General features: G+C 63.7%; 25 protein-coding genes. 15 read left to right on the top strand and 10 right to left on the bottom strand.

Going from position 1 to position 22,882, the window contains the following annotated elements; genetic code table 11:
* Window positions 1–82: 82 nt before the first annotated feature.
* Entirely contained in the window at window positions 83–889 is an 807-nt protein-coding gene (locus O7A05_RS16705) for a helix-turn-helix transcriptional regulator (RefSeq protein ID WP_337094145.1), read from the bottom strand.
* 135 nt (window positions 890–1,024) lie between these two features.
* Between O7A05_RS16705 and O7A05_RS16700 the strand changes: the two genes are divergently transcribed.
* Complete coding sequence (locus tag O7A05_RS16700; RefSeq protein ID WP_337094144.1) at window positions 1,025–1,414, top strand: VOC family protein; 390 nt, start codon at window positions 1,025–1,027, stop codon at window positions 1,412–1,414.
* On the opposite strand, the gene O7A05_RS16695 is transcribed toward O7A05_RS16700, so the two are convergent.
* The gene (locus O7A05_RS16695) at window positions 1,411–2,115 is read right to left on the bottom strand and encodes a helix-turn-helix transcriptional regulator (RefSeq protein ID WP_337094143.1); all 705 of its coding nucleotides are present in this window, start codon (window positions 2,113–2,115) and stop codon (window positions 1,411–1,413) included. The two genes, O7A05_RS16700 and O7A05_RS16695, sit on opposite strands and share 4 nt — an antisense overlap.
* Window positions 2,116–2,278: 163 nt before the next feature.
* On the opposite strand from O7A05_RS16695, the gene O7A05_RS16690 reads away from it, so the two are divergent.
* The gene (locus tag O7A05_RS16690; protein ID WP_337094142.1) at window positions 2,279–2,683 is read left to right on the top strand and encodes a VOC family protein; all 405 of its coding nucleotides are present in this window, start codon (window positions 2,279–2,281) and stop codon (window positions 2,681–2,683) included.
* Window positions 2,684–2,774: 91 nt separating this feature from the next.
* Complete coding sequence (locus O7A05_RS16685; protein WP_337094141.1) at window positions 2,775–4,328, top strand: serine hydrolase; 1,554 nt, start codon at window positions 2,775–2,777, stop codon at window positions 4,326–4,328.
* Window positions 4,329–4,371: 43 nt separating this feature from the next.
* Here O7A05_RS16685 and O7A05_RS16680 read toward each other — a convergent pair whose 3' ends face one another.
* Together O7A05_RS16680 and O7A05_RS16675 are read right to left on the bottom strand one after the other, a co-directional pair.
* On the bottom strand, window positions 4,372–4,914 hold the full coding sequence (locus O7A05_RS16680; RefSeq protein ID WP_337094140.1) for a hypothetical protein: 543 nt from the start codon (window positions 4,912–4,914) through the stop codon (window positions 4,372–4,374).
* 43 nt (window positions 4,915–4,957) lie between these two features.
* A complete protein-coding gene (locus O7A05_RS16675; protein ID WP_337094139.1) occupies window positions 4,958–5,896 on the bottom strand; it encodes a hypothetical protein in 939 nt (312 codons plus the stop codon).
* 277 nt (window positions 5,897–6,173) lie between these two features.
* Here O7A05_RS16675 and O7A05_RS16670 point away from each other — a divergent pair, with 277 nt between their 5' ends.
* Both O7A05_RS16670 and O7A05_RS16665 read left to right on the top strand, forming a co-directional pair.
* A complete protein-coding gene (locus tag O7A05_RS16670; protein WP_337094284.1) occupies window positions 6,174–7,298 on the top strand; it encodes a KamA family radical SAM protein in 1,125 nt (374 codons plus the stop codon).
* Between the two features lie 398 nt (window positions 7,299–7,696).
* Complete coding sequence (locus O7A05_RS16665) at window positions 7,697–8,557, top strand: BA14K family protein (RefSeq protein ID WP_337094138.1); 861 nt, start codon at window positions 7,697–7,699, stop codon at window positions 8,555–8,557.
* 94 nt (window positions 8,558–8,651) lie between these two features.
* Here the strand turns inward: O7A05_RS16665 and O7A05_RS16660 are convergent, their stop codons facing one another.
* Entirely contained in the window at window positions 8,652–10,034 is a 1,383-nt protein-coding gene (locus O7A05_RS16660) for an FAD-binding oxidoreductase (protein ID WP_337094137.1), read from the bottom strand.
* Window positions 10,035–10,234: 200 nt separating this feature from the next.
* Between O7A05_RS16660 and O7A05_RS16655 the strand changes: the two genes are divergently transcribed.
* Together O7A05_RS16655 and O7A05_RS16650 are read left to right on the top strand one after the other, a co-directional pair.
* A complete protein-coding gene (locus tag O7A05_RS16655; RefSeq protein WP_337094283.1) occupies window positions 10,235–11,107 on the top strand; it encodes a ferritin-like domain-containing protein in 873 nt (290 codons plus the stop codon).
* 91 nt (window positions 11,108–11,198) lie between these two features.
* Window positions 11,199–12,779 (top strand): FAD-dependent oxidoreductase, encoded by a 1,581-nt coding sequence (locus tag O7A05_RS16650; protein WP_415927018.1) that lies wholly within the window; start codon window positions 11,199–11,201, stop codon window positions 12,777–12,779.
* 153 nt (window positions 12,780–12,932) lie between these two features.
* Here the strand turns inward: O7A05_RS16650 and O7A05_RS16645 are convergent, their stop codons facing one another.
* Complete coding sequence (locus O7A05_RS16645; protein WP_337094135.1) at window positions 12,933–13,361, bottom strand: SgcJ/EcaC family oxidoreductase; 429 nt, start codon at window positions 13,359–13,361, stop codon at window positions 12,933–12,935.
* A gap of 183 nt (window positions 13,362–13,544) precedes the next feature.
* Here O7A05_RS16645 and minC point away from each other — a divergent pair, with 183 nt between their 5' ends.
* The 6 genes from minC (at window position 13,545) to O7A05_RS16615 (ending at window position 18,557) form a co-directional block, all read left to right on the top strand.
* Window positions 13,545–14,462 (top strand): septum site-determining protein MinC, encoded by a 918-nt coding sequence (minC, locus tag O7A05_RS16640; protein WP_337094134.1) that lies wholly within the window; start codon window positions 13,545–13,547, stop codon window positions 14,460–14,462.
* Between the two features lie 164 nt (window positions 14,463–14,626).
* Window positions 14,627–15,442 (top strand): septum site-determining protein MinD, encoded by an 816-nt coding sequence (gene minD / locus O7A05_RS16635; protein WP_140757287.1) that lies wholly within the window; start codon window positions 14,627–14,629, stop codon window positions 15,440–15,442.
* A complete protein-coding gene (gene minE / locus O7A05_RS16630; RefSeq protein WP_042638296.1) occupies window positions 15,439–15,711 on the top strand; it encodes a cell division topological specificity factor MinE in 273 nt (90 codons plus the stop codon). The genes minD and minE overlap by 4 nt, the downstream gene beginning before the upstream one ends.
* Before the next feature lie 211 nt (window positions 15,712–15,922).
* Entirely contained in the window at window positions 15,923–16,810 is an 888-nt protein-coding gene (locus tag O7A05_RS16625) for an EamA family transporter (RefSeq protein ID WP_337094133.1), read from the top strand.
* 266 nt (window positions 16,811–17,076) lie between these two features.
* Window positions 17,077–17,664: a hypothetical protein gene (locus tag O7A05_RS16620; protein WP_337094132.1), complete on the top strand. Its 588-nt coding sequence runs from the start codon at window positions 17,077–17,079 to the stop codon at window positions 17,662–17,664.
* A 371-nt stretch (window positions 17,665–18,035) separates the two neighbouring features.
* Complete coding sequence (locus tag O7A05_RS16615) at window positions 18,036–18,557, top strand: hypothetical protein (RefSeq protein ID WP_337094131.1); 522 nt, start codon at window positions 18,036–18,038, stop codon at window positions 18,555–18,557.
* A gap of 143 nt (window positions 18,558–18,700) precedes the next feature.
* On the opposite strand, the gene O7A05_RS16610 is transcribed toward O7A05_RS16615, so the two are convergent.
* A complete protein-coding gene (locus tag O7A05_RS16610; RefSeq protein ID WP_337094130.1) occupies window positions 18,701–19,357 on the bottom strand; it encodes a response regulator transcription factor in 657 nt (218 codons plus the stop codon).
* Window positions 19,354–20,751, bottom strand: a complete 1,398-nt coding sequence (locus tag O7A05_RS16605) for a sensor histidine kinase (protein ID WP_337094129.1) — start codon at window positions 20,749–20,751, stop codon at window positions 19,354–19,356. The genes O7A05_RS16610 and O7A05_RS16605 overlap by 4 nt, the downstream gene beginning before the upstream one ends.
* A gap of 543 nt (window positions 20,752–21,294) precedes the next feature.
* On the opposite strand from O7A05_RS16605, the gene O7A05_RS16600 reads away from it, so the two are divergent.
* Both O7A05_RS16600 and O7A05_RS16595 read left to right on the top strand, forming a co-directional pair.
* Window positions 21,295–21,480, top strand: coding sequence for a hypothetical protein (locus O7A05_RS16600; protein ID WP_337094128.1), 186 nt, complete (start codon window positions 21,295–21,297; stop codon window positions 21,478–21,480).
* A gap of 492 nt (window positions 21,481–21,972) precedes the next feature.
* The gene (locus O7A05_RS16595) at window positions 21,973–22,125 is read left to right on the top strand and encodes a hypothetical protein (RefSeq protein WP_337094127.1); all 153 of its coding nucleotides are present in this window, start codon (window positions 21,973–21,975) and stop codon (window positions 22,123–22,125) included.
* Between the two features lie 19 nt (window positions 22,126–22,144).
* Here O7A05_RS16595 and O7A05_RS16590 read toward each other — a convergent pair whose 3' ends face one another.
* Both O7A05_RS16590 and O7A05_RS16585 read right to left on the bottom strand, forming a co-directional pair.
* Complete coding sequence (locus tag O7A05_RS16590; RefSeq protein WP_337094126.1) at window positions 22,145–22,363, bottom strand: hypothetical protein; 219 nt, start codon at window positions 22,361–22,363, stop codon at window positions 22,145–22,147.
* A gap of 88 nt (window positions 22,364–22,451) precedes the next feature.
* Complete coding sequence (locus O7A05_RS16585; protein ID WP_337094125.1) at window positions 22,452–22,832, bottom strand: YkvA family protein; 381 nt, start codon at window positions 22,830–22,832, stop codon at window positions 22,452–22,454.
* Between the last annotated feature and the right edge of the window lie 50 nt (window positions 22,833–22,882).

Raw genomic sequence — 22,882 nt, 5'->3', positions numbered from 1 at the left:
GCGACGGAGCGCAGCTTTTGTCGTTCAAAGCCCTTTCCAACCAGCAAGTTGGCATCCGTTCCTGAATCGGCGTCTGAGCTACCTATCCACGCTTCCGATAGAGAGTGATGGTCATCTGCTTGCCCACCCCCGCTGGCGCCAGCATGAAGTAATCATAGGTCGTCACCTGGCCGTTCGGACCGACCATCCGCTTCGACCAGATCGGCGCTTCCTCGACCCGCATCTCGGCCCATTGGCGCCCGAAGTCGGGGCTCAGCCCCTTGAGCGGGTCGAGCACGGCGCGGATGTCGGCAGCCGACGCGTATTCGACGGTCGTGGCGCGAAACTGCGCGATCGCCGAGCGAGCCACAACCTCCCAGTCGGCGAACAGCGCGCGCCAGGCCGGATCGAGGAACAGTCGCGCCAGCAGGTTGCGCCTTGCGGGATCCTCCCCATCGAAGCGGCCGAACAAATCCGCCGCCTCGTCGTTCCAGGCAATGAAGTCCCAGGCGCGGTTGAGCGCATAGGCGGGGTTGGGCGAGAGCGTGGCGAGCAATCCGACAATGCGCGGATCGGGCGAGGGGCCTTCGAGCCGCATCGCCTCGGGCAGCCATTCCGGCTTTGCGAGCTTGAACAGGTGCTGGCGTTCCACGGGCAGGAGGTCCAGCACGTCGGCCAGCGCAGTGAGCACCCGGGCGGAAGGATTGGCCTCGCGTCCCTGTTCCAGCCACGTATACCAGGTGGCGCTGATCCCTGCGAGCAACGCGACTTCCTCGCGCAACAGCCCATTCGCGCGACGTCGCGTGCCGGTGCGGATGCCATGCCGTGACGGCTCGACCCGTTCGCGCATGGCGCGCAGGAAGCGGCCAAGTTCCTTACGCCTGTCGATCTCGGCGGTCCGTTCCAGCATCGTTGTGCCTCGAAGGGATAGCGGCACTACCAGCAGCGCCACTCATCTTGTACCACCTTACTACAAGTATAATGAGGCAGCGCATCGCACAACCACACCGCGCCGGAATGCGGCGCCAGACAGAGGATTCTGCAGATGAATGCGCTGAAAAACATCAGGAATATCGACTACACCGTCATCTTCGCCCGCGACATGAAGGAGATGCGGCGTTTCTATGAGGACGTGATGGGCTTTCACGTCCATTCCAGCCTGGGCGAGGGCTGGATCGCCTACCAGGTCGGCTCGTGCCTCCTGGCGCTCACCGAGCGTGGCGTGATGTTCAATGACGCGCCGACGCCTGCAGGCGCGCTCTCCGTGCAGCTCGCCTTCCGTGTGACGCCGGGCCAGGTTGACCAATGTGCCGAGACGTTGTGTGAGAAGGGCGTGGCGATCGAAAGCGGGCCGACCGACCGGCCCTGGGGCCACCGCACGCTGTTCTTTCGCGATCCCGATGGCAATGTGCTGGAGATTTACGCGGATATCTAACCTTGCGGCAGTTCAATCCCTTGCGCCTCCATGTGCCGCTTCCAGCGGTTGCGCAGTTCGCCGGGCCTGCAGCCGATGCGCTCGTCGAGAAAGGTCGCGCAGGATATCCGATCGGTGCGGAAATGGCGGAAATCCTGGCGCATCTCGCACCAGGCGGCGATGAGCCGCACCGTCTCGGCATAGCCGATCATGGTCGGCCAGATGACGCGCTCGCTCTCGTCGCCCTGTTCGTTGCGGTAGCGGATCCGGATCTTGTGGCCCTTGCGGATCGAGGCCCGCGCCCGCGCGATATCCAACCCATCCGGCAGGCTTGCGCGGCTGAGCGGCGCGCCGACGGTCGGATTGCTGACGAAAGGGCGCAGCCCCTCGGGCACGACCGTAGCGATCTTGGCGATCAGGTCGCGCGCGGCGCCCGCCAGCGCCGCATCGCCCTTGTCGGCCACCCATTGGGCGCCGAGCACAGCCGCCTCCAACTCGTCCGGCGTCAGCATCAGCGGCGTCATGTCGTAGTCGCGGTCGAGCACATAGCCGAGGCCGGCCTCGCCTTGGATCGGCACGCGCTGTCCGATGAGGTCGGCGATGTCGCGATAGACCGAGCGGCGTGAGATTTCCAGCTCTTCGGCGATCTGGCTGGCGGTGATCGGCCGGCTCGAGCGCCGCAGGATCTGGATGATCTGGAACAGTCTGTCGGCGCGGCGCAAGGCGTGTCTCCTGTTGCCACTATGCTGGCAGCAGGACCGGTCCACAAGTCGGGCAGGGCGTCTCGACGGTGCTCCGCCGACGGAGAAGGCTCCGCGGCCGCCGACGGAGAAGCTCCGCAGCCGCCGACGGAGAAGCTCCGCAGCTAAACAACGGAGAAGAATCATGAATTTCGTTTCGACCCGTCTCATCACCGCCGACATCAGGCGGCTGGTCGGCTTCTACGAGGAGGTGACCGGCTCGAAGCTCACGCTTTACACCGAGGATTTCGCCGAGCTGATCACCGAGGCGGGCACGCTCGCCATCGGCAGCACGCGCACATTGCAGCTCTTCGGTGGCGACCATGTCGCTCAGCCCGCCGCCAACCGAACGGCGATCATCGAGTTTCGTATCGCCGATGTCGACGCCGAGTACCGACGGCTCGCCGATCGCCTTGCGGGCTCACTGGTGCAGGCGCCGATCACCATGCCTTGGGGTAACCGCTCGCTGCTTTTCCGCGATCCCGACGGCAACCTCATCAACTTCTTCACGCCGGTAACCGCCGAGGCGATCAGGAAATTGGAGAGGTGAGGCGGCCTGCCCCCCGGGGCGAAGGCTTGGCCGCGACAGCGCCGACCTGTACAATCGTAGGCTGAATGCAGGGAAGGGAGGGAAGCGCGTGATGCGGCTTGGTCAGAATCTCTGCCATTTGACGATTGCGGCTTTTATCGCAATGGCGCTTTGGTCCAACGCGGCATCGGCCGACCCCGTCACGCCCGAACAGATCACCGTCGCCCTGCCGAAGCTCGAGGCACTGGCGCAAGGCGCTGTCGCCGATGGCGCGGTGCCCGGTCTCGCCATCGCGGTCGTGCACAATGACGAGGTGGTCTTCCTCAAGGGGTTCGGCCATCGCGAGGCCGGCAAGCCTGAGACCGTCGACGCCGATACCGTGTTCCAGATCGCCTCGCTTTCCAAGCCGGTTTCCGCCACGGTCGTGGCGGCGCTGGTCAGCGACGGCGTCGTGTCCTGGAATTCCAAGATCGCCGACCTCGATCCGAGCTTCCGGCTCGCCGATCCCTATCCAACGAGCGAGCTCACCATCCGCGACTTGTTTTCGCATCGAAGCGGGCTCCCAGGCACCGCCGGAGACGATCTCGAGGACATAGGCTACGATCGCGCCACGATCCTTCACCGCTTGCGCTTCGTGCCGCCATTGTCGAGCTTTCGCGCCGGCTACTCCTACAGCAATTTCGGGCTGACCGAGGGCGCAGTCGCGGCCGCCAGGCCGACGGGAAAATCCTGGGAAGAGGTCGCCGATGAAAAGCTCTATCGTCCGCTAGGCATGGCTTCGACCAGTTCCCGGAACGCCGATTTCATCAAGCACGCAAACCGTGCCGCGCTTCACGTCAAGGTGGACGGCGCCTGGGCCGCCAAGATCAAGCGCGATCCGGACGCGCAGGCGCCTGCCGGCGGCGTCAGCTCCACCGCGCGCGATCTCGCGGAATGGGTGCGCCTGCTGCTGGGCGACGGCGTCTATGCCGGCAAGACGTTGATCGCCGCCGATGCCTTGGACCAGACGCATATGCCGCTGATGACGCGCGGCAAGAACCCCGTCTCCGGGGGCGAATCCTTCTACGGCCTCGGCTGGAACATCGAATTCGGCCGGCACGGCCTGAGCTGGGGCCATGCGGGCGCCTTCAGCGTCGGTGCGCGCACCCTGGTGACGATCTTCCCGAAGGACAAACTCGGCATCGTCATCCTTGCCAATGCCTTCCCGACAGGCGTGCCGGAAGGACTTTTTGACAGCTTTGCCGATCTCGTCTTTGAAGGCAAGGTCGAGAAGGACTGGATCGAGGCGTGGGATGCGATCTACGCCGGCATGTTCGGTCCGGTTGTCGAGACGGCCAAGGCCAGATTTGCCGCGCCGCCGTCAGCGGCTCGGCCGGCGGCGCCGGCCAACGCCTATGCCGGCCACTATGCCAACGACTTCATCGGCGATGCGGTCGTATCGCGGGCGGGAGACGGTCTTATGCTCAAGGTCGGGCCGGCCGGAGCACGGTCCTATTCCTTGACGCATTACGACGGCGACCTGTTCTTGACCTATCCCGACGCCGAGACCCCGGACAGGCCGGTAGGCGTGAGCTTTGTCGTCGGCCCGGACGGCAAAGCATCGGCCGTGACCATCGGGTTCCTCGACGACAATCATCTGGGCACGCTGCCGCGCGTGGGCGACTAACAAATAGACGCGACCCAACCCAGAGTGCTGCCTCCTGCCACCCTTACACGCAGTCCTTACGTCGAAAAACACGAACGTCTATCTCGCGCCAACGCGTCAAAACCTTTTCCTCGAAGCGATTGCTTTTGAATCGAACGCAATGAATGCTCTCGATCAGAAATATGTCGTCCTTGGATGCAACCTCCTCCAGGAACCGGTCAGACCGGACGTCTAGATTTACCTCACGCCCTGATGTTTGATCGATCAATTGCTGAAAGGCGAACATTGCGTAGCAATAATTATCGAAGGTCTCAAAATCCGAGAAGTCGGCACGGTGACATTCATCCAACGTCATCACGGGATAGCTGAACGGGCCGCGAATATCGCTCTTCGTCTCTCGTTTGCTGACTAAGGCTTTGGTGGCGCCGGCTTCCTCCAGTACGGAGGTACTCCACTCCCAGCAGCTAGTGTACCAGTGATTGAAGGCTTCGCGCGGCACGCCATGTTCGTCCGGCAGCCAGCAGTTATATTCTCGCTCGGCGTCGAGTAGCCGGTAAACGTCGAAAAGAAACTCGTATATGAGTGCCGCCACCGTCGCGTTTCGCATTACCTCAACTTCAATTTATGGGGCCTGAGCTGCACCGCTGGGATTATTTGGAAATTCCTCTGTAGTGGAGCAATTTGAAGCAGTCGCCGCTGCCCGACTTCGTCTGCGTCAGCACCGGTTTCGCACGGTCGATCCATAGCTGCTGCGACTTAGTGTCTGCCTCGATCGCGTCGGCCGGTGGAAGCGCGACGAAACTCTTGCCCTTGCTGAAAAGCCAGCAGGCGCGGGCGAGGAACCGCCTGCTGCGCTGGCGCAGCAGATCGGCGTCATAGAAGATGTCGAGCACCTCGCGCTTGATCTTCTGTTCTTTGTCGAGGTTGGCGACCGCCGCCCCGACCGGCTCGTCGCCGATCGCGTCATGCAGGTCCTTGTAGTCGAGGCTCAGCTGCGTCATGGCGTATTTGATCTCGTTTTCGTCGCGCACGATGTTGAACCACAGTGCCGGATCGAGCTCGTTGACGACGAAGGTGTTTTCGAGGTCGCGCGACAGGTTCAGGATATCGAAGTCGCGGACATCGACATCGCGCTCGACCAATTGGATCTTTTCGACCTGCTTGGCGAGGTCGGCTCCCTTGGCGCTGATGGCGGCGCTGTTTCCGCCGAGTTCGGGGCTGACATAGGCGCCGCCCTGGTCCAGCACCTCGTCGAACTCGCCGAGCGTTTCGATGACGGGGGCGCCGCGGGCAACACGCGCCGCGAGCTTGGCCAAGACCAGCTGCAGCTCGGTCTCGCGCTTGCGCTGGTCCTGATAGTTCTGCTGGAAGAAGAAGATGAACAGCGAAACGCCGATGCCGATGAGGATCACGCCCAGCTGCGAAAAGATGTTGCGGTAATATTCCAGCAGCTTTTCGCGATGGCGCACGTCATCGCGCACACTGTGCGCCACATGCAGATTGACAATCAGCGAGAGGATCAGCAGCCCGGCACCGACCAGGATGAGCCCGCCGATCAGGAGGTAGCCATGGCCCGCTTTGAAATCCATCGGTTCGCCCCGAAACCCGCGGCTGTGCAGATTAATACCATTTTTGATTCAACACATTCGCTTTGACGCCAAGTCAGTTTGAATTTTCTCTCCAAAATGACTTGGCTGCGATCACAATTCCGGCCGTCGATCCCGCTATGACGGCAGCAATTGGCGTGATGCCCGAAGGAGGAGTTCGAAGGCTTTTGCGCCTTGGCACGGATGCTGTATCAGGCACTTCGAGTTCAAGGAGTCTTCTATGATCTTCAATGATCGCGCCAGGACGAGCGACGAACCGATGGAGGCGAGCTGCAAATCGGCCGATGATCGGAACGTCCTTTTGGCCGCACCCGACGCCGCCTGGCAAGCCGATATCCGCGCCGGCGTGCGCCATGTCCGCGACCTCGCATCTCTGCCACTCTCGCCCGCCGAGCGCGAAGCCGCGCAGCAAGCCGCCGCCGCGCACAAGGTGCGCGTGCCCAAACCCTATCTCGACCTGATCGATTGGAACGACCCGAACGATCCGATCCGCGCCCAGGTGATCCCGTCGCCGGACGAGCTGATCGCCGTCGAGGGCGAGCTCGGCGATCCGATCGGCGACCATGCCTTCAGCCCCGTGCCTAGGCTGACGCACCGCCATGCCGACCGAGTGCTTCTGTTCCCCACCTATCAGTGCGCCGTCTATTGCCGCTTCTGCTTCAGGAAAGAGTCGCTGACATCGATCGGCCGCGGCTATACGCGCGAAGCGCTGGAGCCGGCGCTGGCCTATATCGCCGGACATCCTGAAATCCGCGAGGTGATCCTGACCGGCGGCGATCCGCTGTCGCTGCCCGACGCCGCGCTGGCCGAAATCCGCGGCCGCCTGGAGGCGATCCCGCATCTCAGGCTTCTGCGCATCCACACCCGCGTGCCGGTGGCGCTGCCGTTGCGCATAACGTCCGGCATGATCGAGGCGCTGCAGGGCCGGCTGATGGTGACGGTGGTCACTCACTTCAACCACCCGCGCGAGCTCACGCAGGCGGCCGAGGCGGCTTGCAGCGCGATGCGGCAGGCCGGTTTCGTGCTGCTCAATCAGAGCGTTCTGCTGAAAGGCGTCAACGACCGCATCGAGGTGCTGGAAGAGCTTTGCCGTGAGCTGATGTATCGGTTGGGCGTAAAACCCTATTACCTGCATCACGGCGACCTCGCGCGCGGCATGGCGCATCGCCGCACCACGATTGCCGAAAGCCAGGCGCTGGTGGCCGAGTTGCGCCGGCGGCTCTCCGGCATCTGCAACCCGACCTACGTCATCGACCTGCCGGAGGGCGGCGGCAAGGTGCCGCTGGCGGCGAGCCATATCGAGGGCCGCGAGGACGGAACCTGGCGCATTCGCGGCCAGGACGGGAAGGCAAGGAGCTACAGCGAGGTTGTGGCGGACTGCTGAGCGCCCGCATGCCGCTCAAGCGCGGCCCGGCCGCCTCGTTTGGGGGCAATCTGCCGGTTACCGGCCTGACCGGCGGGAGTTTGTGGCCGCAGCTGCGACAAACATCGGTCCGAGGCGTTGTGCACCATGTGAACGACCTGCGTTTACTCCTCTGTTTGCACGATGCGGCGTCCTGACAAAGGAGCGACACTGTCATCGATCCTCTTGGATCATCGTAAAGTCCTTAGCTGCCTAGTCCCCAGCTGGGTTCACCTAGCGATCCTCGAAGCCCCGCGTGCTCCTCCCCGGAGCACGCGGGGTCCTTCGTTTGTTGCCGCCGGGTCGCAACATCGCCCTCTTGCTATGGGAACCGGATTCCGCGCCTCGCATTCTATCAGCGGGGACTAAAGGAGTTCGGCATGAAGGCTTTGTTGGGAATCGTTGGCGGCTTCGTGCTGACCCTCGCGGTGTTTGCCAGCGGGCTCGCCTTCGCCACCTGGCTGCTAGCCGCCAAGCCGGTGCGCCAGGCGACCCCGACGATCGGCGTTTCCGAACTTTGGACGAAGGACGCCCAACCGGTCGATCCGGGGAAGCAGAATCTTCAGCGCATTCCCGCCCAGCAGGCGGCGGTGGCACCTGCCAAAGCCGGCGAACCGCCCGAGGCCGATAGCGGCACGCAGACCGCGGCGGTGGTCGCGCCGGCGCCGCCAGCTGCGCCGCGACTACAGCCATTGCCCGACGTTTCTGGCCCGAACCAGCCCGCGGCCGAGCCTGACGCGACCCAGTCTTCCCAGCCGGCTCCGGCCGATCAGCAGGCCGAGCAGCAATTGCCTGTGGCCCATCTGCAATGGTGCGCCGCCCGCTATCGCAGCTACCGTCCGGCCGAAAACAGCTACCGCTCCTACAGTGGCGAGCTCCGCCCCTGCATCTCACCCTATTACGACCCGATGGGCGACCGCACCGCCTCGACCGGCTCGAACGATCGCCAAGGCCAGGGTGGTCAAGCCGCAGCGAATGATCGGCAAACCGCCGCGGCCGATGATCAGACGAGCGACGACCAGGCCGAGATGGAAGGCTACGTCCCGTCGGGCGGCGGCTACGTCACCACCTATGGCGGCCCGCCGGAAGAGATCTCGCCCGAGGCTGGGGCCGTGCGGGCACAGGGCCGGCAGCTCTCGGCCGCCCATGTCGACGATTGCTTCAGCCGCTACCGCTCCTACGATCCGCAGGACAACACCTACCAGCCCTTCGATGGCGGCCCGCGTCGCCAATGCGAGTAGCGCGCCGACGCTTTTCCTCGCCCCGCCAGCGGCGAGGGTGAGGTGGCCGCGAATCGGAAACGGGCCTGCGATGCTGGCGGGCCCGCGCTACGCCTCAGAGCTTCACCACTTTTCCCGGATTCATCACGTTACCCGGATCGATCAACTCCTTGATCGCCTTCGCCAAATCCCGCTTCACCGGATCCGCATGCCGCCCATAGGCCTCGCGCTTTTCCAGCCCCACCCCATGCTCAGCCGAGAACGAACCGCCGGCGTCGCGCAGCCCCTCATAGAGCACGTCCTCGATCGCCTCATGCCGCTCATGTGGGACCGGCCCTTCGCAATTGATGGAGATGTGCAGATTGCCATCGGCGAGATGGCCGTAGACGTAGGGCGCGTATGAGGCGTCGATCTTCTTCAACCCAGCCTCGATGCGCGTCACATAGGCGTCCAGTGCGCCGCCCGGCACGGACACATCGAAGGACGGCGCCATGGGATGCGCGCGCTCGATCTCAACGGTCTCCTCGCGCAGCCGCCACATCTGCGCGGCCTGACCGTCGGAGCTTGCGACTAGCCCATCGATGATGCCGGCCTCTTCCCAGATCGCCGCCAGCCCGTCCTCCAGCGCGCTTCTCGCTGCCTCGATCGAATCGGCGCCGATCCCCAGCACCAGCAGGCACGGTGCATCGAGCGGCAATTGCCCGGGCGCATAGTTCAGCGCTCGTTGCATGAGTGAAGCAAAATTGCGCCATAGAATCTCCGCGGCGGTGAGCCGGGCGCTGGTAGAGGCCAGGAAATGCCGCACGATGCGCTGGGCGCTGGCTGCATCCGGCACGCCGACAAGCGCGGTGGCACTCGCCCCGGCCACCGGGTCGAGCCGCAGCGCCACGCGGGTGACGATGCCGAGCGTGCCTTCCGCGCCGATGAAGAGATGCTTCAGGTCGTAGCCGGCACTTGTCTTCAGCACTCGGGTGAGGTCGCGAAACACCCGCCCGTCCGGCAGCACGGCCTCGAGACCGAGCACGCGGTGGCGCATCGTGCCGTTGCGAAAGGCCATGATGCCGCCGGCATTGGTGGAAACCATGCCGCCGATCGTGGCGCTGCCGCGCGCGGCAAGGTCGATGCCCGGATCGAGCCCATGCACGCCCGCCGCCTCCTGCAGCGCGCCCAGCGTCACGCCCGCCTGGACAATCGCCACGCGCGCGAACGCATCGATCTCCTCAATTTGGGTAAGCCCGCCGAGATCGCAAATCACCTGCCCTTGGGAAGTCGCAGCCCCGCCCGCCAGCCCGGTGCGCCCACCCTGCGCGACAAGGCTGATGCCATGCTCCGCGCAGAATTTCACCAGCGCCGCGACACCCTCGACATCGCGCGGCCGCACCAGTGCCGAGGCGCCGAAATTGCGGGTGTCGAAGCCAGGATCGCGCGAGGCGAGCTCGGCGGCGTCCCAGATGATGGCGGTAGGGAGAAGGGTGCGGAAGGCGGGGAGGAGGGTCATGAATGGGATCCGGCGGCGGACAAGAAGCTCGTCCTATAGAGGAACCGCAGCCCGGGAGTCACGTCGGCACGCCAATGGACTCCCCCGGGTCCACAACCGTACCGGCTCGGTTCAGGAACATTCCGCATTTAGCGGAGTTTGGCGGAACGGCCCGCTCGTTTGAGGCCACACCGGTTCATGGCGGGCTTCGGGAGGAAGCTATGATCCCTGCCACGCCTTCACTTCGTGTTTCTCGCCGCGGCGCATTGCAAATTGGTCTTGGAGCGACGCTCGCTTCAGCGACCGGCGTCGTCCCCGTTTCGCCTGCTTTCGCACAGGATGACATAAAGGACGAAGACATTTTCCGGTTCGCGCTGAACCTGGAATATATGGAGGCAGAATACTACCTCCGGGGCACCACAGGAAAAGGCATCGAGGATTCAGATGCCGGTTCCAAGCCCGGCGACGTCGTCGGCGGCAAGAAGGTTCCTTTCGAAACGCCCGCACTGGCTGAATTTTTGCGGGAAGTCGCGGAAAATGAGCTTGCCCATGTCAGGTTCTACCGCAAGACACTCGCGTCGAATGCGGTGGACCGGCCTGCGATCGATTTTGATGCCGGCTTTGCCGCGGTCGCCAAGGCGGCCGGGCTCGGTGCCGACTTCGATCCCTTCGGCAACCAGATGAACTTCGTGCTTGGCGGCATGCTGTTCGAGGATGTCGGTGTCACCGCCTACGCCGGTGCGGCAACCGTCCTGAAGAACAAGGAATTCCTGGCTGCCGCGGCTGGAATTCTCGCGGTCGAGGCATACCACATGGGGATGGCGCGGTCGTCGCTCTATCGGATGGGCGAGAAGGCCTGGAAGGCGGCGAATGCGGTTTCCGACGCACGCGACAAGATCGACGGGCCCGATGACAAGGACCAGGGCATTCGCGTCGACGGCAAGGCCAACTTCGTTCCTTCGACGCCGGATGCGATTGCCTTCACAAGGACGCCGCAGGAGGTGCTGCGCATTGTTTATCTGACCGACCAATCGGGTGTGAGCAAGGGCGGCTTTTACCCGAACGGGATGAACGGAACGCTCAAGAGCACCTAGCCGCGAGGATGGAGCCGGTCACGATGACCTACAACCCGCACTGCGCAGCATTGGTCGCTGGCCGTCCAATATCGTCTCGACGGGGCGCGCGATGAACGTCAGCAGCGAAGCGACCAGATCATTTTGGATGCTCGACGCCAGCTTGCCCGGCGCTCCCCGCCTCGAGCAAGACGAGCATTGCGACGTGGCCGTCGTTGGAGCCGGCATCGCCGGGGTTTCGATTGCCTATGAACTGGCGCTAGCAGGGCGCAAGGTGGTGCTCGTGGATCGCGGCCCGTTGCTCGGGGGCATGACATCGCGCACGACCGCCCATCTGGCGCCGATCTGCGACGATGGCTTGAGCGCGCTGATCGACATGCGCGGCGAGGCTCTGGCGCGCGGATTTCAGGAGAGCCAGCAAGCCGCCGTCGACCGCATCGAACGGCACGTTGCCAGCCTGGAGATCGACTGCGATTTCCGACGGCTGGACGGCTTCCTTTTCCCGGCCGCATGGATGGACGAGAAGCAGGCCGCCAGAGAATGCAATAAGGAGTATGCGGCTGCGGCAAAGATCGGCGCGGAGGCTGAGCATGGCAAAGGCGTGCCGCTCAAGGGTCATGAATCTGCACCCATCCTGCGCTATCCCGAACAGGCCACCTTCCACCCGCTGAAATATTTGCGTGCCCTGCTGGCTGATTTCGAGAAGCGAGGTGGCAAGGCATTCGCCGACAGCGCCGTCGTCGAGATCGAGGAGGGGGAGCAGATTCGCCTGAAATGCGACGGCGGCTCCACCGTCACGGCTTCGAACGCGGTGTTCGCCACCAATTCCCCGATCAACACATGGGTCAAGATCCATAGCAAGATGGCGCCTTACCGCACCTATGCGATGGCTTTCGACATCGCCAGGGGAACCCTTCCGGATGCGCTCTACTGGGACATGGACGATCCCTATTATTATGTCCGCCTCAATCCCGGCCCCGGCAAGACGGACTTTCTCATTGCCGGCGGCCGTGATCACAAATCGGGCGAAGCGGATGACGGCGAGGCACGCTTTGCCGCGCTCGAAGCCTGGATCAGGGCATTGGTGCCCGATCTTGGCGGAGAAAGAGCACGCTGGTCTGGTCAGGTCCTCGATACGATTGATTATTGCGGCTTCATCGGCCGAAGCCCCGGCAGCGGCAACGTCTTCATGGCCACCGGCGATTCGGGCCAGGGCATGACGCATGGTGCATTGGCCGGACTGCTGATCCGCGATCTGATCGTGGACGGATCGAACCCGTGGGAAGCCGTCTACGCCCCCGACCGGAAGCCGCCCGCCGCGCTCACGCACTACCTCAATGAGAACCTTACAACCGTGAAGAACCTTGCCGGTTACTTGCTGCCCGGTGAGGTCAAGTCGGCCGGCGACCTCAAGCCTGGCGAAGGCGGCATCCTTCAGGACGGCTTGAGCAAGTTCGCCGTGTGCCGCGACCGCGACGGCAAGTTGCACCGGCATTCGGCCAGTTGCACGCATCTCGGCTGCATCGTGCACTGGAATTCGACCGAGCAATGCTGGGATTGCCCCTGCCACGGCTCGCAGTTCGCGCCGGACGGAGCTGTCCTCAACGGCCCGGCCATCCGCGGCTTGGCCCGGTTGGAGGATCGCGGGTCTCGCGCGGAGTCCAAGGTGGCGTCCGGGGGGAGTAACTTATAGCGGTTCACGTTTAGGGCAACCGCCTCGGGTGCTCAGTTGCGGCCGCCGCGCAGAGCGTGTGGCTTTCCCGCCCTCTCGAAGGAAAGTCCCGGGCCAGGGATGCTCGTGCGCCTCGCTTCGCCGGGCCATCGACTGCGAACTGCCGCGATGCAGCTATCTGGTCTTGGAAGGGGGAGCGATCGCCCCTGGAACAATGTCGGTGTTTTGGGCCACCTTTATCCGCCAGCCGGACTGCTCCTTCTTCACCACCAGAAGCAGAATGCCTTCCCGCGTTCCGGCGGGGGAGCCGTCCGGAGCGGACGCACCGGTGAGGGTCCATCTGTAGTGCACCGATGCAACGCCCGGAGATAACTCGACGACTGGCGAGACGACACCCTGCAATCGGCTGTCGCGAAACATGGTCTCATGAGTCGCGCGGTGCGCCGCTTCGATGTCGGCACGGTTTTTCCACCACATGCCCACGACATTGACGAAATTGGCATCCTCGGAAAACAGCGCCGCGAAGTCATCGATATCATGCCTGTTCCAGGCATCGGCAAAGGCAGTCGCGGCATCCTCGGGCCTGTTGACTTCCAGCGCCATGACATGACCTCCCTTGCTTTCCGCCGGCTGGGGGTGAGACGATAGCGGCATCGGCGGCACCTGTCACCGCCCGGCCACAGAAGTTAGCCGCGTCAGCTGTTAACGGCTCCGATCCCCGAAATTAACCTTTTGTTAACCATTCGCCCGGCACCCTTTAACCATTGAGTAAGGATTCGCCCGGACGTGACCTTCGCCGCCCCTCTGCACAACAAATCGATCCGCTTTCGCGCCCGCTCCTTCGTCGCTTTCACGCTGACGCCGGAAGCGCCGATCGCCGACTGGCTAGAGGGGTTGGATCACTGGATCGCCAACTCGCCGGGCTATTTCAACGGGCGCCCGGTGGTGCTGGATCTGAACGTCCTGCAGCCGGGACCGGAGGAGATCGGCGCACTGGTGGGTGTGCTCGGCTCGCGCGGCATCCGCGTCTATGCCATCGAGCTCGAAGGCGCCGAGCTCGGGCCTGAGCTGCCGCCGTTGCTCGCCGGCGCCAAGGAGGCGACGGCCGAGGGATTGCTGGGCCGAGCCGCGCGCAAGGCGCGAGCCGAGGAGTTGGAAGCCGCCGCCGGGGAGCGGGTCCATGCGACCCAAGTGGCCGATCTGGCCGCCGAGGCCGCAAAGGCAGAAATTTCCTCCATAGAGATCTCCGGCGATGAGCCGGTGGATCCCGAGCTGGCAAGACTCGAAGCGGTCCGTATCGAGCCGGCGCAGAGCGATGCGGCCCAATCCAGGTCTGCGAATGCAGGGCAGGGCGCGGCGGAGATGTCGGCCGCCGCCGGCACGCTGATGATCAAGGCGCCGATCCGCTCGGGACAGTCGGTTTTCCATCCGCATGGCGACGTCATCGTGCTGGGCTCGGTCGCGTCCGGCTCGGAAATCGTCGCCGGCGGCTCGATCCATGTCTATGGCACGCTGCGCGGGCGCGCGATCGCCGGCTCCGAAGGCAATGTTTCGGCGCGCATCTTTTGCCGCAAGAACGAGGCCGAGCTGCTCGCCGTCGACGGCTGGTACACCACGGCCGAGGAGATGGAAGGCACCTCGCGCGGCAAGGCCGTGCAGGCCTTCCTCGATAATGATGCGCTGTGCGTGGTGCCGCTCGGCTAGTCCGGCAACGCAAGCTTCGGACCGGTTTCGCGTGCCAGAGTTATGAGTGCATGTCGCCCAAAAGTGCCCAGCGGTTTTGGGAGAACGACATGCACCAAGAAATGAACGAGTTCGCCGTGCCCGGCACGGCCAGAGAATAAAAACCGCCAATGGAGGCTGGATATATGGGCAAGGTAGTCGTGGTCACTTCGGGCAAGGGGGGTGTCGGCAAGACAACCTCGACGGCCGCGCTCGGCGCCGCCGTGGCCAAGACCGGCAAGAAGGTGGCTCTGGTCGATTTCGACGTGGGCCTCAGGAACCTCGACCTCATCATGGGCGCCGAGCGTCGCGTGGTGTTCGACCTCGTCAACGTCATCCAGGGTTCGGCGAAGCTGTCGCAGGCGCTGATCCGCGACAAGCGGCTGGAGACGCTCTATCTGCTGCCCGCCTCGCAGACCCGCGACAAGGATGCGCTGACGGAAGAGGGCGTGGCTGAAGTCATCGCGCGGCTGCGTTCGGTGTTCGACTACGTCTTCTGCGACAGCCCGGCCGGCATCGAGCGCGGCGCCCAGCTTGCCATGCGCTTCGCCGACGAGGCGGTCATTGTCACCAACCCGGAAGTGTCGTCGGTGCGCGACTCCGACCGCATCATCGGCCTGCTCGACGCCCGCACCATGAAGGCGGAGCAGGGCGAGCTGGTCCAGAAACACGTGCTGGTCACGCGCTACGACGCGGCGCGCGCCGCGCGCGGCGAGATGCTGTCGATCGACGACGTGCTCGAGATCCTGTCGACGCCGCTCTTGGGCATCATCCCGGAAAGCCAGGATGTGCTGCGGGCCTCGAACCTGGGCTCGCCCGTCACGCTCTCGGAACCGCTCAATGGTGCCGCAAAAGCTTACCTCGAAGCGGCAAGACGTCTGGAAGGCGAGGACCTGCCGGTGGTCGTCCCCTTCGAACGCAAAGGCTTCCTCGACCGGCTGCTCGGAAGGAGGGCCGCATGAGCATCCTCGATCTCTTCAAACGGCGCACCAGCGCGCCGGTAGCGCGCGAGCGGCTGCAGCTGCTGCTCGCCTATGAGCGCCAGAGCCGCGGCCAGCCGGATCTCGTCTCCATCCTGCGCGAGGAGATCATGGCGGTCATCGCCAAACACGTGCAGATCGACCAGGACTACCTCCAGGTCTCGATGGATCGCGGCGCGACCATGTCGACGCTGGAGATCGACATCCAGATCCCCAACAAGAGCGCCGCGCCGCTTGCCATGGCGGGGTGAAGTATTTCGGGAAGGCGCCGGGCGTGCATCGGGCAAGGCCTCGTTCCCGCACACCACCCCTCTGTCCGGCAGGGCAGAGGGGGTGCTGTCCTGCCTGCCTTTCGGGCGTTCCACCTAATTAATCCTTGTCCCATCCATCCCCGCCCGCTGCCTCACGACATCGCAACCGGCGCGCCCTATCTCCATTCCCGAACCAGGGATGGAGCCGGGATTGACCACAGCACAGGCCGCTGACCAAGAGAGGCACGTCGGCGCCATGCCCGTGCTTGGCCTGCTTGGCGCAATGCTGTCGGTGCAGGTGGGCGCTGCCTTTGCCAAGGGCCTGTTCCCGGTGCTGGGGCCGGAAGGCACGACCATGCTGAGGCTCGCCATCGGCGCGCTGATGCTGGCGGTGGTGCTGAGGCCCTGGAAGGTACTGCCCTCGCGGAAAAACCTGCCCTGGCTTGCCGCCTATGGCATCACCGTCTGCGCCATGAACATGCTGTTCTATGCGGCGCTCCAGCGCATTCCGCTCGGCATCTGCGTGGCGCTCGAATTTACCGGGCCGCTGTTCGTCGCCACGCTCGGCTCCAGGCGCCTGCTTGACCTTGTCTGGGTGGCGCTGGCTGTCGTCGGCATCGTGCTGCTGTCGCCCTTTGCCGGTGTCAGTCGCGGGCTCGATCCGCTGGGCGTGGCGCTGGCGCTCGCGGCGGGCGCCTGCTGGGGGCTTTACATCATCTTCGCCCAGAAGGCCGGCGCCGAGCTCGGTGTGCGCACCTCCGCCTATGGCATGGCGATCGCCGCCGTGCTGGCGCTGCCTTTCGGCTTCAGCGCTGCTCAACCCTATCTCACCGACCCGCACATTATGGCGGGCGCGGCGGCGGTCGGCCTGTTCTCCAGCGCGCTGCCCTTCTATCTGGAAATGCTGGTGCTGGCCCGCATGCCGGCCAAGGTCTACGGCATGCTGGTCTGCCTGGAGCCGGCTGGCGGCGCGCTGACCGGCTTCCTGTTTTTGCATGAGAAGCTCAATCTTTTGCAATGCGTGGGCGTTGCCGCCGTCATTGCTGCCGCCTTCGGCACGGCGGTTGCGGCGCGGCGGCCGGTATCATTGCCGGCCTGAGCGCGTCTTGCGAACATGTCGCGAGCGCGAATCTCGTTAACGGCTTTGCTCGGCCTGGAAATTGATCCCACGACGATAGTGCCCGACCACATCCGGTGGTTGAAATAAGACTTAGGTCCTACGGCAAAACACATTAGGTCCGAGTGGACAAGACAAGGGTCGTGGGCCACTTCCTTATGACCTGCTGATTGGGGATGCTTATGCTGCGACATTGCCGGTGGGGTATCTCAGCCGACAAGCTGAAGGGCTGGCATGGGGAGAGCGGAATGCGCGGATCGCGCAGGGTCTGCAGGCTGGTCTTGCAAGCGCTGACTGCGGTGGCGCTGGTTGTCGCGCCTTTCAGTCTCTCCGTTGATGGTTTGGTCGTGACCAAAGCCTATGCCGGCAAAGGCGGCGGCGGCGGAAACGGCGGCAAGGGTGGTGGAAGCGGTAACGGGGGCGGCAATAGCGGGAACAACGGCAACGGGAATGGCGGCAATTCCGGCTCGGCCGGCGGCTCCAATTCCGGTTCGGCTGGCGGCTCGAATTCCGGCAATGGCGGCAACAGCGGAAACGGTAATAGCGGCGGCAGCAACAACGGAAACGGCAACAACGGAAACGGGAACAGCGACAACGGCAACAACGGCAAGAGCAGCAGCGCCGGCGCGGCAAGCACCGCCGATGTCGACGATCATGTGAACGCCCTGACGGGCGACAAGGTTGAGGCCACCCGCACCAAAATCGAGGTCACGCACCGCAACGGAATGAAGGAGACGATCGAGAACGGCCGGTTCAGGATGGAAGACAAATACGGACGCACCATCGTCGACCGAAAAGCCACCATGGCCGATCTCAATCGCCTGAAGAGTTTGTGAGACAGAGTTTGTGAGAGCGAGGTTTTATCGGGATTAGATCTTAAGGGACCGAAGGTCAGCGCTGCAAAACCAGGTTGCCACCTTTTGCTTCGTCTCTGCGGTCCTGATCGTCTTGCGGTAGAACTTGGCTACTCACCTTACCCCCGCCTCCGTGCGGGGGTAATTTTTTCAAATTCGGCGATGTCCGCCGCTTGCGACATTGGTCAGTCATGCTGGCGGAAATGGTCCGATTGGCCAGGGCATGGGTCGTGGGCCACTTTCGTCGGACCGCCGGAATATGGATTCTTGCAGGGTCAAGACACTGTTCCGTCGCGCCTGTCCCGTGAGCGGAACTTCGGCCATGCCGAGACGGACCCGCAGGAAAGGACGGAATGCACCAACCCGCCTGCAAAAGGCCAGCCTACCTTGTGCTGCGCGTCGTTGTCGCGCTGGCGATTGTCGTCGCGCCCTGTCTGGTGAAGCCGGGCTACATGACCAAGCTCGTATCCGCAGCCTATGCCGGCAATGGCAATGGAGGCGGGAACGGCGGCAATGGCAGTGGCGGCAATTCGGGTTCCGGCGGCGGCTCGAATTCCGGCAATGGCGGCAACAACGGCAACAGCAACGGCCAGGGCGACAACGGCAACAGCAATGCCGGTGGCGGCAACCCCAATGCCGGGCCCGGTAACAACAGCGGCAAGGGCAATACCAATCCCGGCGGCAAGAACAGCTACACCAACGCCGCAACGGGCGACACGCTCTCGATCGACGGCAATAAGGTTACTGTCATTCATCGCAACGGCATGAAGGAGCAAGTCCAGAACGGCCGTTTCGAGATGACGGACGCGCAAGGCCGCACCATAATCGAGCGGCAGGCGACGGAGGAGGACCTGTCGCGCCTGCTGAACCTGTGAGGGTTCTGGAAGAGCTATCCCTTCTCCCGCACCCTCGCATGTCACCCCCTGTCCATGGAGGCCGGGGTGATTGCTTTTAGGCAGTAGGCAGTAGGCAGTAGGCAGTAGGCAGTAGAATGTCATCTTCGCCACTGCCTACCTGCCTACTGCCTAACTTGCTGCCTTTCCCTCGCCTCATGCATCAGCAGCGCCGCCTCGGTGCGATTGCGCACGTTGAGCTTGGCGAGCACCCTGGTCATGTGATGCTTGACCGTCTTCTCCTGCAGCGACAGCCGGGCGGCGACCTCCTTGTTGCTCAGCCCCTCTGCGACCAGTTTCAGGATCTCGGCCTCGCGGCCGGTGAGTTGGCTCAGCGGATCGGGCTTGCCGCCTGTGGGCTGCAGAAGGTCGGAAAGCAGCCTGGCCGAGAGGCTCGGCGATACGTAGCTCTGGCCATTGGCGACATCGCGCAGGATCTCGGCCAGCGCCTTGGAGCCGACGCCTTTCAGCACATAGCCGCGTGCGCCTGCCTTCAGCGCCTGGGCGACATCGGCATTGGTCTCCGACACGGTGAGCATGACGATCTTCTGCTCGGGCATCGCTGCAAGGATGCCGGCGAGCGCGTTGAGGCCGCCGCCCGGCATGCTGATGTCGAGCAGGAGGATATCGGGCGTGCTGGCGCGCGCCAGCCTTTCGGCGTCCTCGGCGCTGGCGCCTTCGCCCACCAGTTCGAAGCCCCCCATTTCGCCGAGGCTGCGCGCCACGCCCTCGCGAAACAGGGGATGGTCGTCGACTATTGCGATGCGGATGGATGCGCTCACGGTTGCTCCTCGACAGACAGGGTGATCACCAGTCTTGTTCCTCCCGGGCCAGACAGCGTTTCGAACTGCCCGCCGATGCTTTCGATACGCTCCCTCAGGCCCGCAAGCCCAAGGCCCTCGCTTCGGGCCGGGTCGAACCCGGGGCCGGTGTCCACAACCTCGACGAGGAGCTTGCCGCCTTTCGTCGTGGTTCTGACCTGCTGGCCCTTGCCCTTGCCGTGCCGGAAGGCGTTGTTCAGGCCTTCCTGCACGAAGCGATAGATGCTGATCTTTTCCGAGGTGCCAAGTTCCGGCAAGCGATCGGGCAGGGTTAGCAACACTTTGGTGCTGGTGCGCCGCTCATGCTCGGCCACCGCGAGCCGCAAAATGTCGGCGATGGCCTGCGTCTCGATCTGCGGCAGCACCAGCCCGTTGCAGATGCCGCGTATTTCGCGCATCGCTTCGCCGAGCGTCTTGTGGATGCCGGCGATCTCGGCCTCGCGCAGCGTGCTCGATGTTGTCGGATCGACCAGCACCGGGCTGTCCATCCTGAGCGCTGCGAGCGCTACCAGTTGCGCCGGCCCGTCATGCAGATCGGCGCCGATACGCCTCAGATACCGTTCATTGATGGCGGTGGCGCGGCGCGAGGCGCGCTGCACGCGCTGGCGCAGCGACGAATTCTGCGCCAGCGCCGCCTGCAATTCCGAAACCTTGGCCTCGAGCGCAGCCTGTTGGGTGACGATGGTGCGGCTGCCACGGAAAACGATACCGGAGAGCAGGGCGAGCGCCGCGGCGGTGGCGGCCGCCACCACCAGCCATGTCCACAGCAGGGCCGAGTGGAGCGATTCCTCGAAGTCGCCGGACAATTCGTAGAATTCGGTCACGGCCACGACCTCTCCCGACCAGGGCTCGCGCACCGGATTGTAGATTTCCAGCAGCGGAGCGCCCATCGACCGCTCCTTGTCGTCTTCCTCGTCCTCGAGCCTGTTGTATTTGACCATGACGTTGCCGGCAAAAGCGGCGATGAGGTTGGCGTTGGGCTTGATCTGCCTCCCGATCAGGCTTGCGTCCTTTGAATAGAGGATTGTGCCGTCGCGCCGCCAAAGCTTGAACGACACCAGCCTTTTGCCGAGTGCGCCCTGGCCGAGCGTCTCGTCCAGCGCCCGCTTGACCGTGTCGTCGAGTTCCTGGCTCTTGCGCATGTCGGGCAGCAGCGGCGCGATTACGCTGTCGACATAGAGCGCGGTGGTCGCGGCGGAATTGTGCAAGACGCCGTCACGGATCTGCGATGTCACCCACAGCCCGACCACGAGCATCACCGCCAGAAGGCCGATGCCGCCCGCGATCACGAACTGCCAGGCCAGCGACAGACCGCTCCAGATTCGTGCAGGTCGTTTCAAATACCTCCCAAACATCGGCACCGCTCACCCACCCGTTCGCCAGAGTATAGGCCAGGGGAGGCAATTGCGACACCGACCTTGGTCCGTGCCCGTCGGGAAGGTTAATGGCGAGGCGGTTTGCAGGCCCGTACCACCTCCGATTCGCAGCCAGGGAAGGCTGCTCATGCTTCCCCATGGCAAAAGCCCGCGCCATTCCTATTGACGGGGAAGACGCGGGCCGGTTGCCACCTGGATTTGGATCATCTCTTGCGGCTCTGCATTGCCGAGACAATCACCAATAGAGCCCGAGGTCCACATCTAAAGACATATGCTTCGGCGGATACAGCGCTACAGGGCGGCCGATGCCAGCCGCTCGCGGTCTCCCGCCGTTCGTTATGGATGAAAACATATAGCGGCTGGCTCTTGAATGGCCCCGCTCGTAGCCCCGCGTTCTACCGGCTGACATAAGCCGCTGGAGTCGCCGCAAATTGCCCCCAAAAGAAGTCAGGGCCAAGCTGTTGATGGCTCGAACAACCACCGCATAATGGGTTAAAACCTTGCGGTTCTTGGCAACACGTTATGGACGCCGGTACAAAAAAGCAAAAAAGAAATCAGCCGTTGTCGATCTTTGAGCTCGAGGCGCTGCGGGAAGCTTTCAGGCAGTCTGTTCGCGAGAACGACGTCGCGGAAGCGGAATGGGCGCGGCACGCCGAGCTGTTCGTCAAGAGAGCGCTGCAAAACGTCGGTCGCGTCACGCGGGCTTAGAGCGTTCGGACGCAAAGCGTTGCCAGGGAAATGTGAGCGGTTGAGCCCAGCGCCTTCATAGCTTCCGGAATTGCGTCAGGGAAGCGCTCCGGTGATGGGTGATTCGTCAGCGCCACACGGTCGGACCATTGCGCTGGCGCATAGGACCTCAGCAACAATTGCGGGCACAATGGGAAACGAACACTCTGACCCTGCGCCGGCTCCCCCCAAGGAAACCCAATGTCGGCGCTTTAGCCCGGCTTGCCTGTCAAAGAGCCGTACTCTTTGCCGCCAAGGCAAGCCGGGCTACCCAAACTGCCGATCCGGCGTCCTCCCATGTTCCATATCGCCCAGAGACGGCGACAGGAGACGCGCTGGGATGGCAGGCGTCCGGTCGTCCTCGTTCGACGGAACGAAAAGCGGGCAAGTGCGTTGTCCGCCGCGATGTCGAGGATCTCTCATCATCACAAGGTCGAAAGGCCTTTTCAGGCCTCGGTTGCCGAGGCCGAGCGCTTGGCGCGCGCACAAAAGAACGCCAGGCTGAAGGACCTTCGCACCCACGCTTCGTGGCTGGTGCTCGATCCGCAGGCGCACTTCCAGGAGGAGATCGATTGCTCGGCGCTGCTCGGCGACCTGCCCATCCGAAAGGTCGTCCGCGACGACTAGATCTTTGCGGCTTTCAGGCTCAGGCAGCCTGCAGTCGGGCCGCGCCATCTTCGCGCGATATCTCGACCAGCCGGGCGATCGCCCATGGCACCATCAGCGCGAAGAATGCCGTGGCATCGAGGAAGACGGACCGCACCAGATCGAACCCGCTGTGGTCATAGCACACTGCGAACTCCATCACGCCTGACCCTTGTTGACCCACCCATTGCGCCCGTCGTTTCACGAGCTTGGAGAGCATGGCCCTGATTTGCATGAATTACAAGTGATAGCTAATTTACCTGCTGGGTGAGATGCTCTTGCATGCGCGGCCACGCGCGCCGAAGCATTTAGGCCGGCTTCGGCCAGAACAACCAGGTGAGCCCCAGCGCCGCCAGCGCCCAGAGCGCGATCATGAAGGCGAGACCGGCCTTGCTCACCGGCTTCTCGCGTCGCATGGCATCTTCGCGGAATTCCCGCATCAGATCGGCCGGAACCAGCTTCACGGCGAGCATGATGCCGACAGGCACGATCAGCAGGTCGTCCAGGTAGCCGATGATCGGGATGAAGTCCGGAATTAGATCGACAGGGCTCAGCGCATAGGCCGCGACGGCGCCTGCGGCCGCTTTTGCGTACCAGGGCACGCGCGGATCACGGGCGGCAATCCAGAGCGCCACCACATCGCGCTTGATCTTGCGCGCCCACTGCTTTGCCGCATCGAGCATAGACATGCCGCTTATATAAGGGTGCGCGGGTCTTCGGGCCATTTGGCGGTCGACGG

Source organism: Mesorhizobium argentiipisi (SeqCode) (assembly GCF_037179585.1).
Lineage (GTDB): Bacteria > Pseudomonadota > Alphaproteobacteria > Rhizobiales > Rhizobiaceae > Mesorhizobium > Mesorhizobium argentiipisi.
The sequence above is the reverse complement of the archived record's forward strand: the minus strand, read 5'-3'. Positions and strand labels throughout refer to the sequence as shown.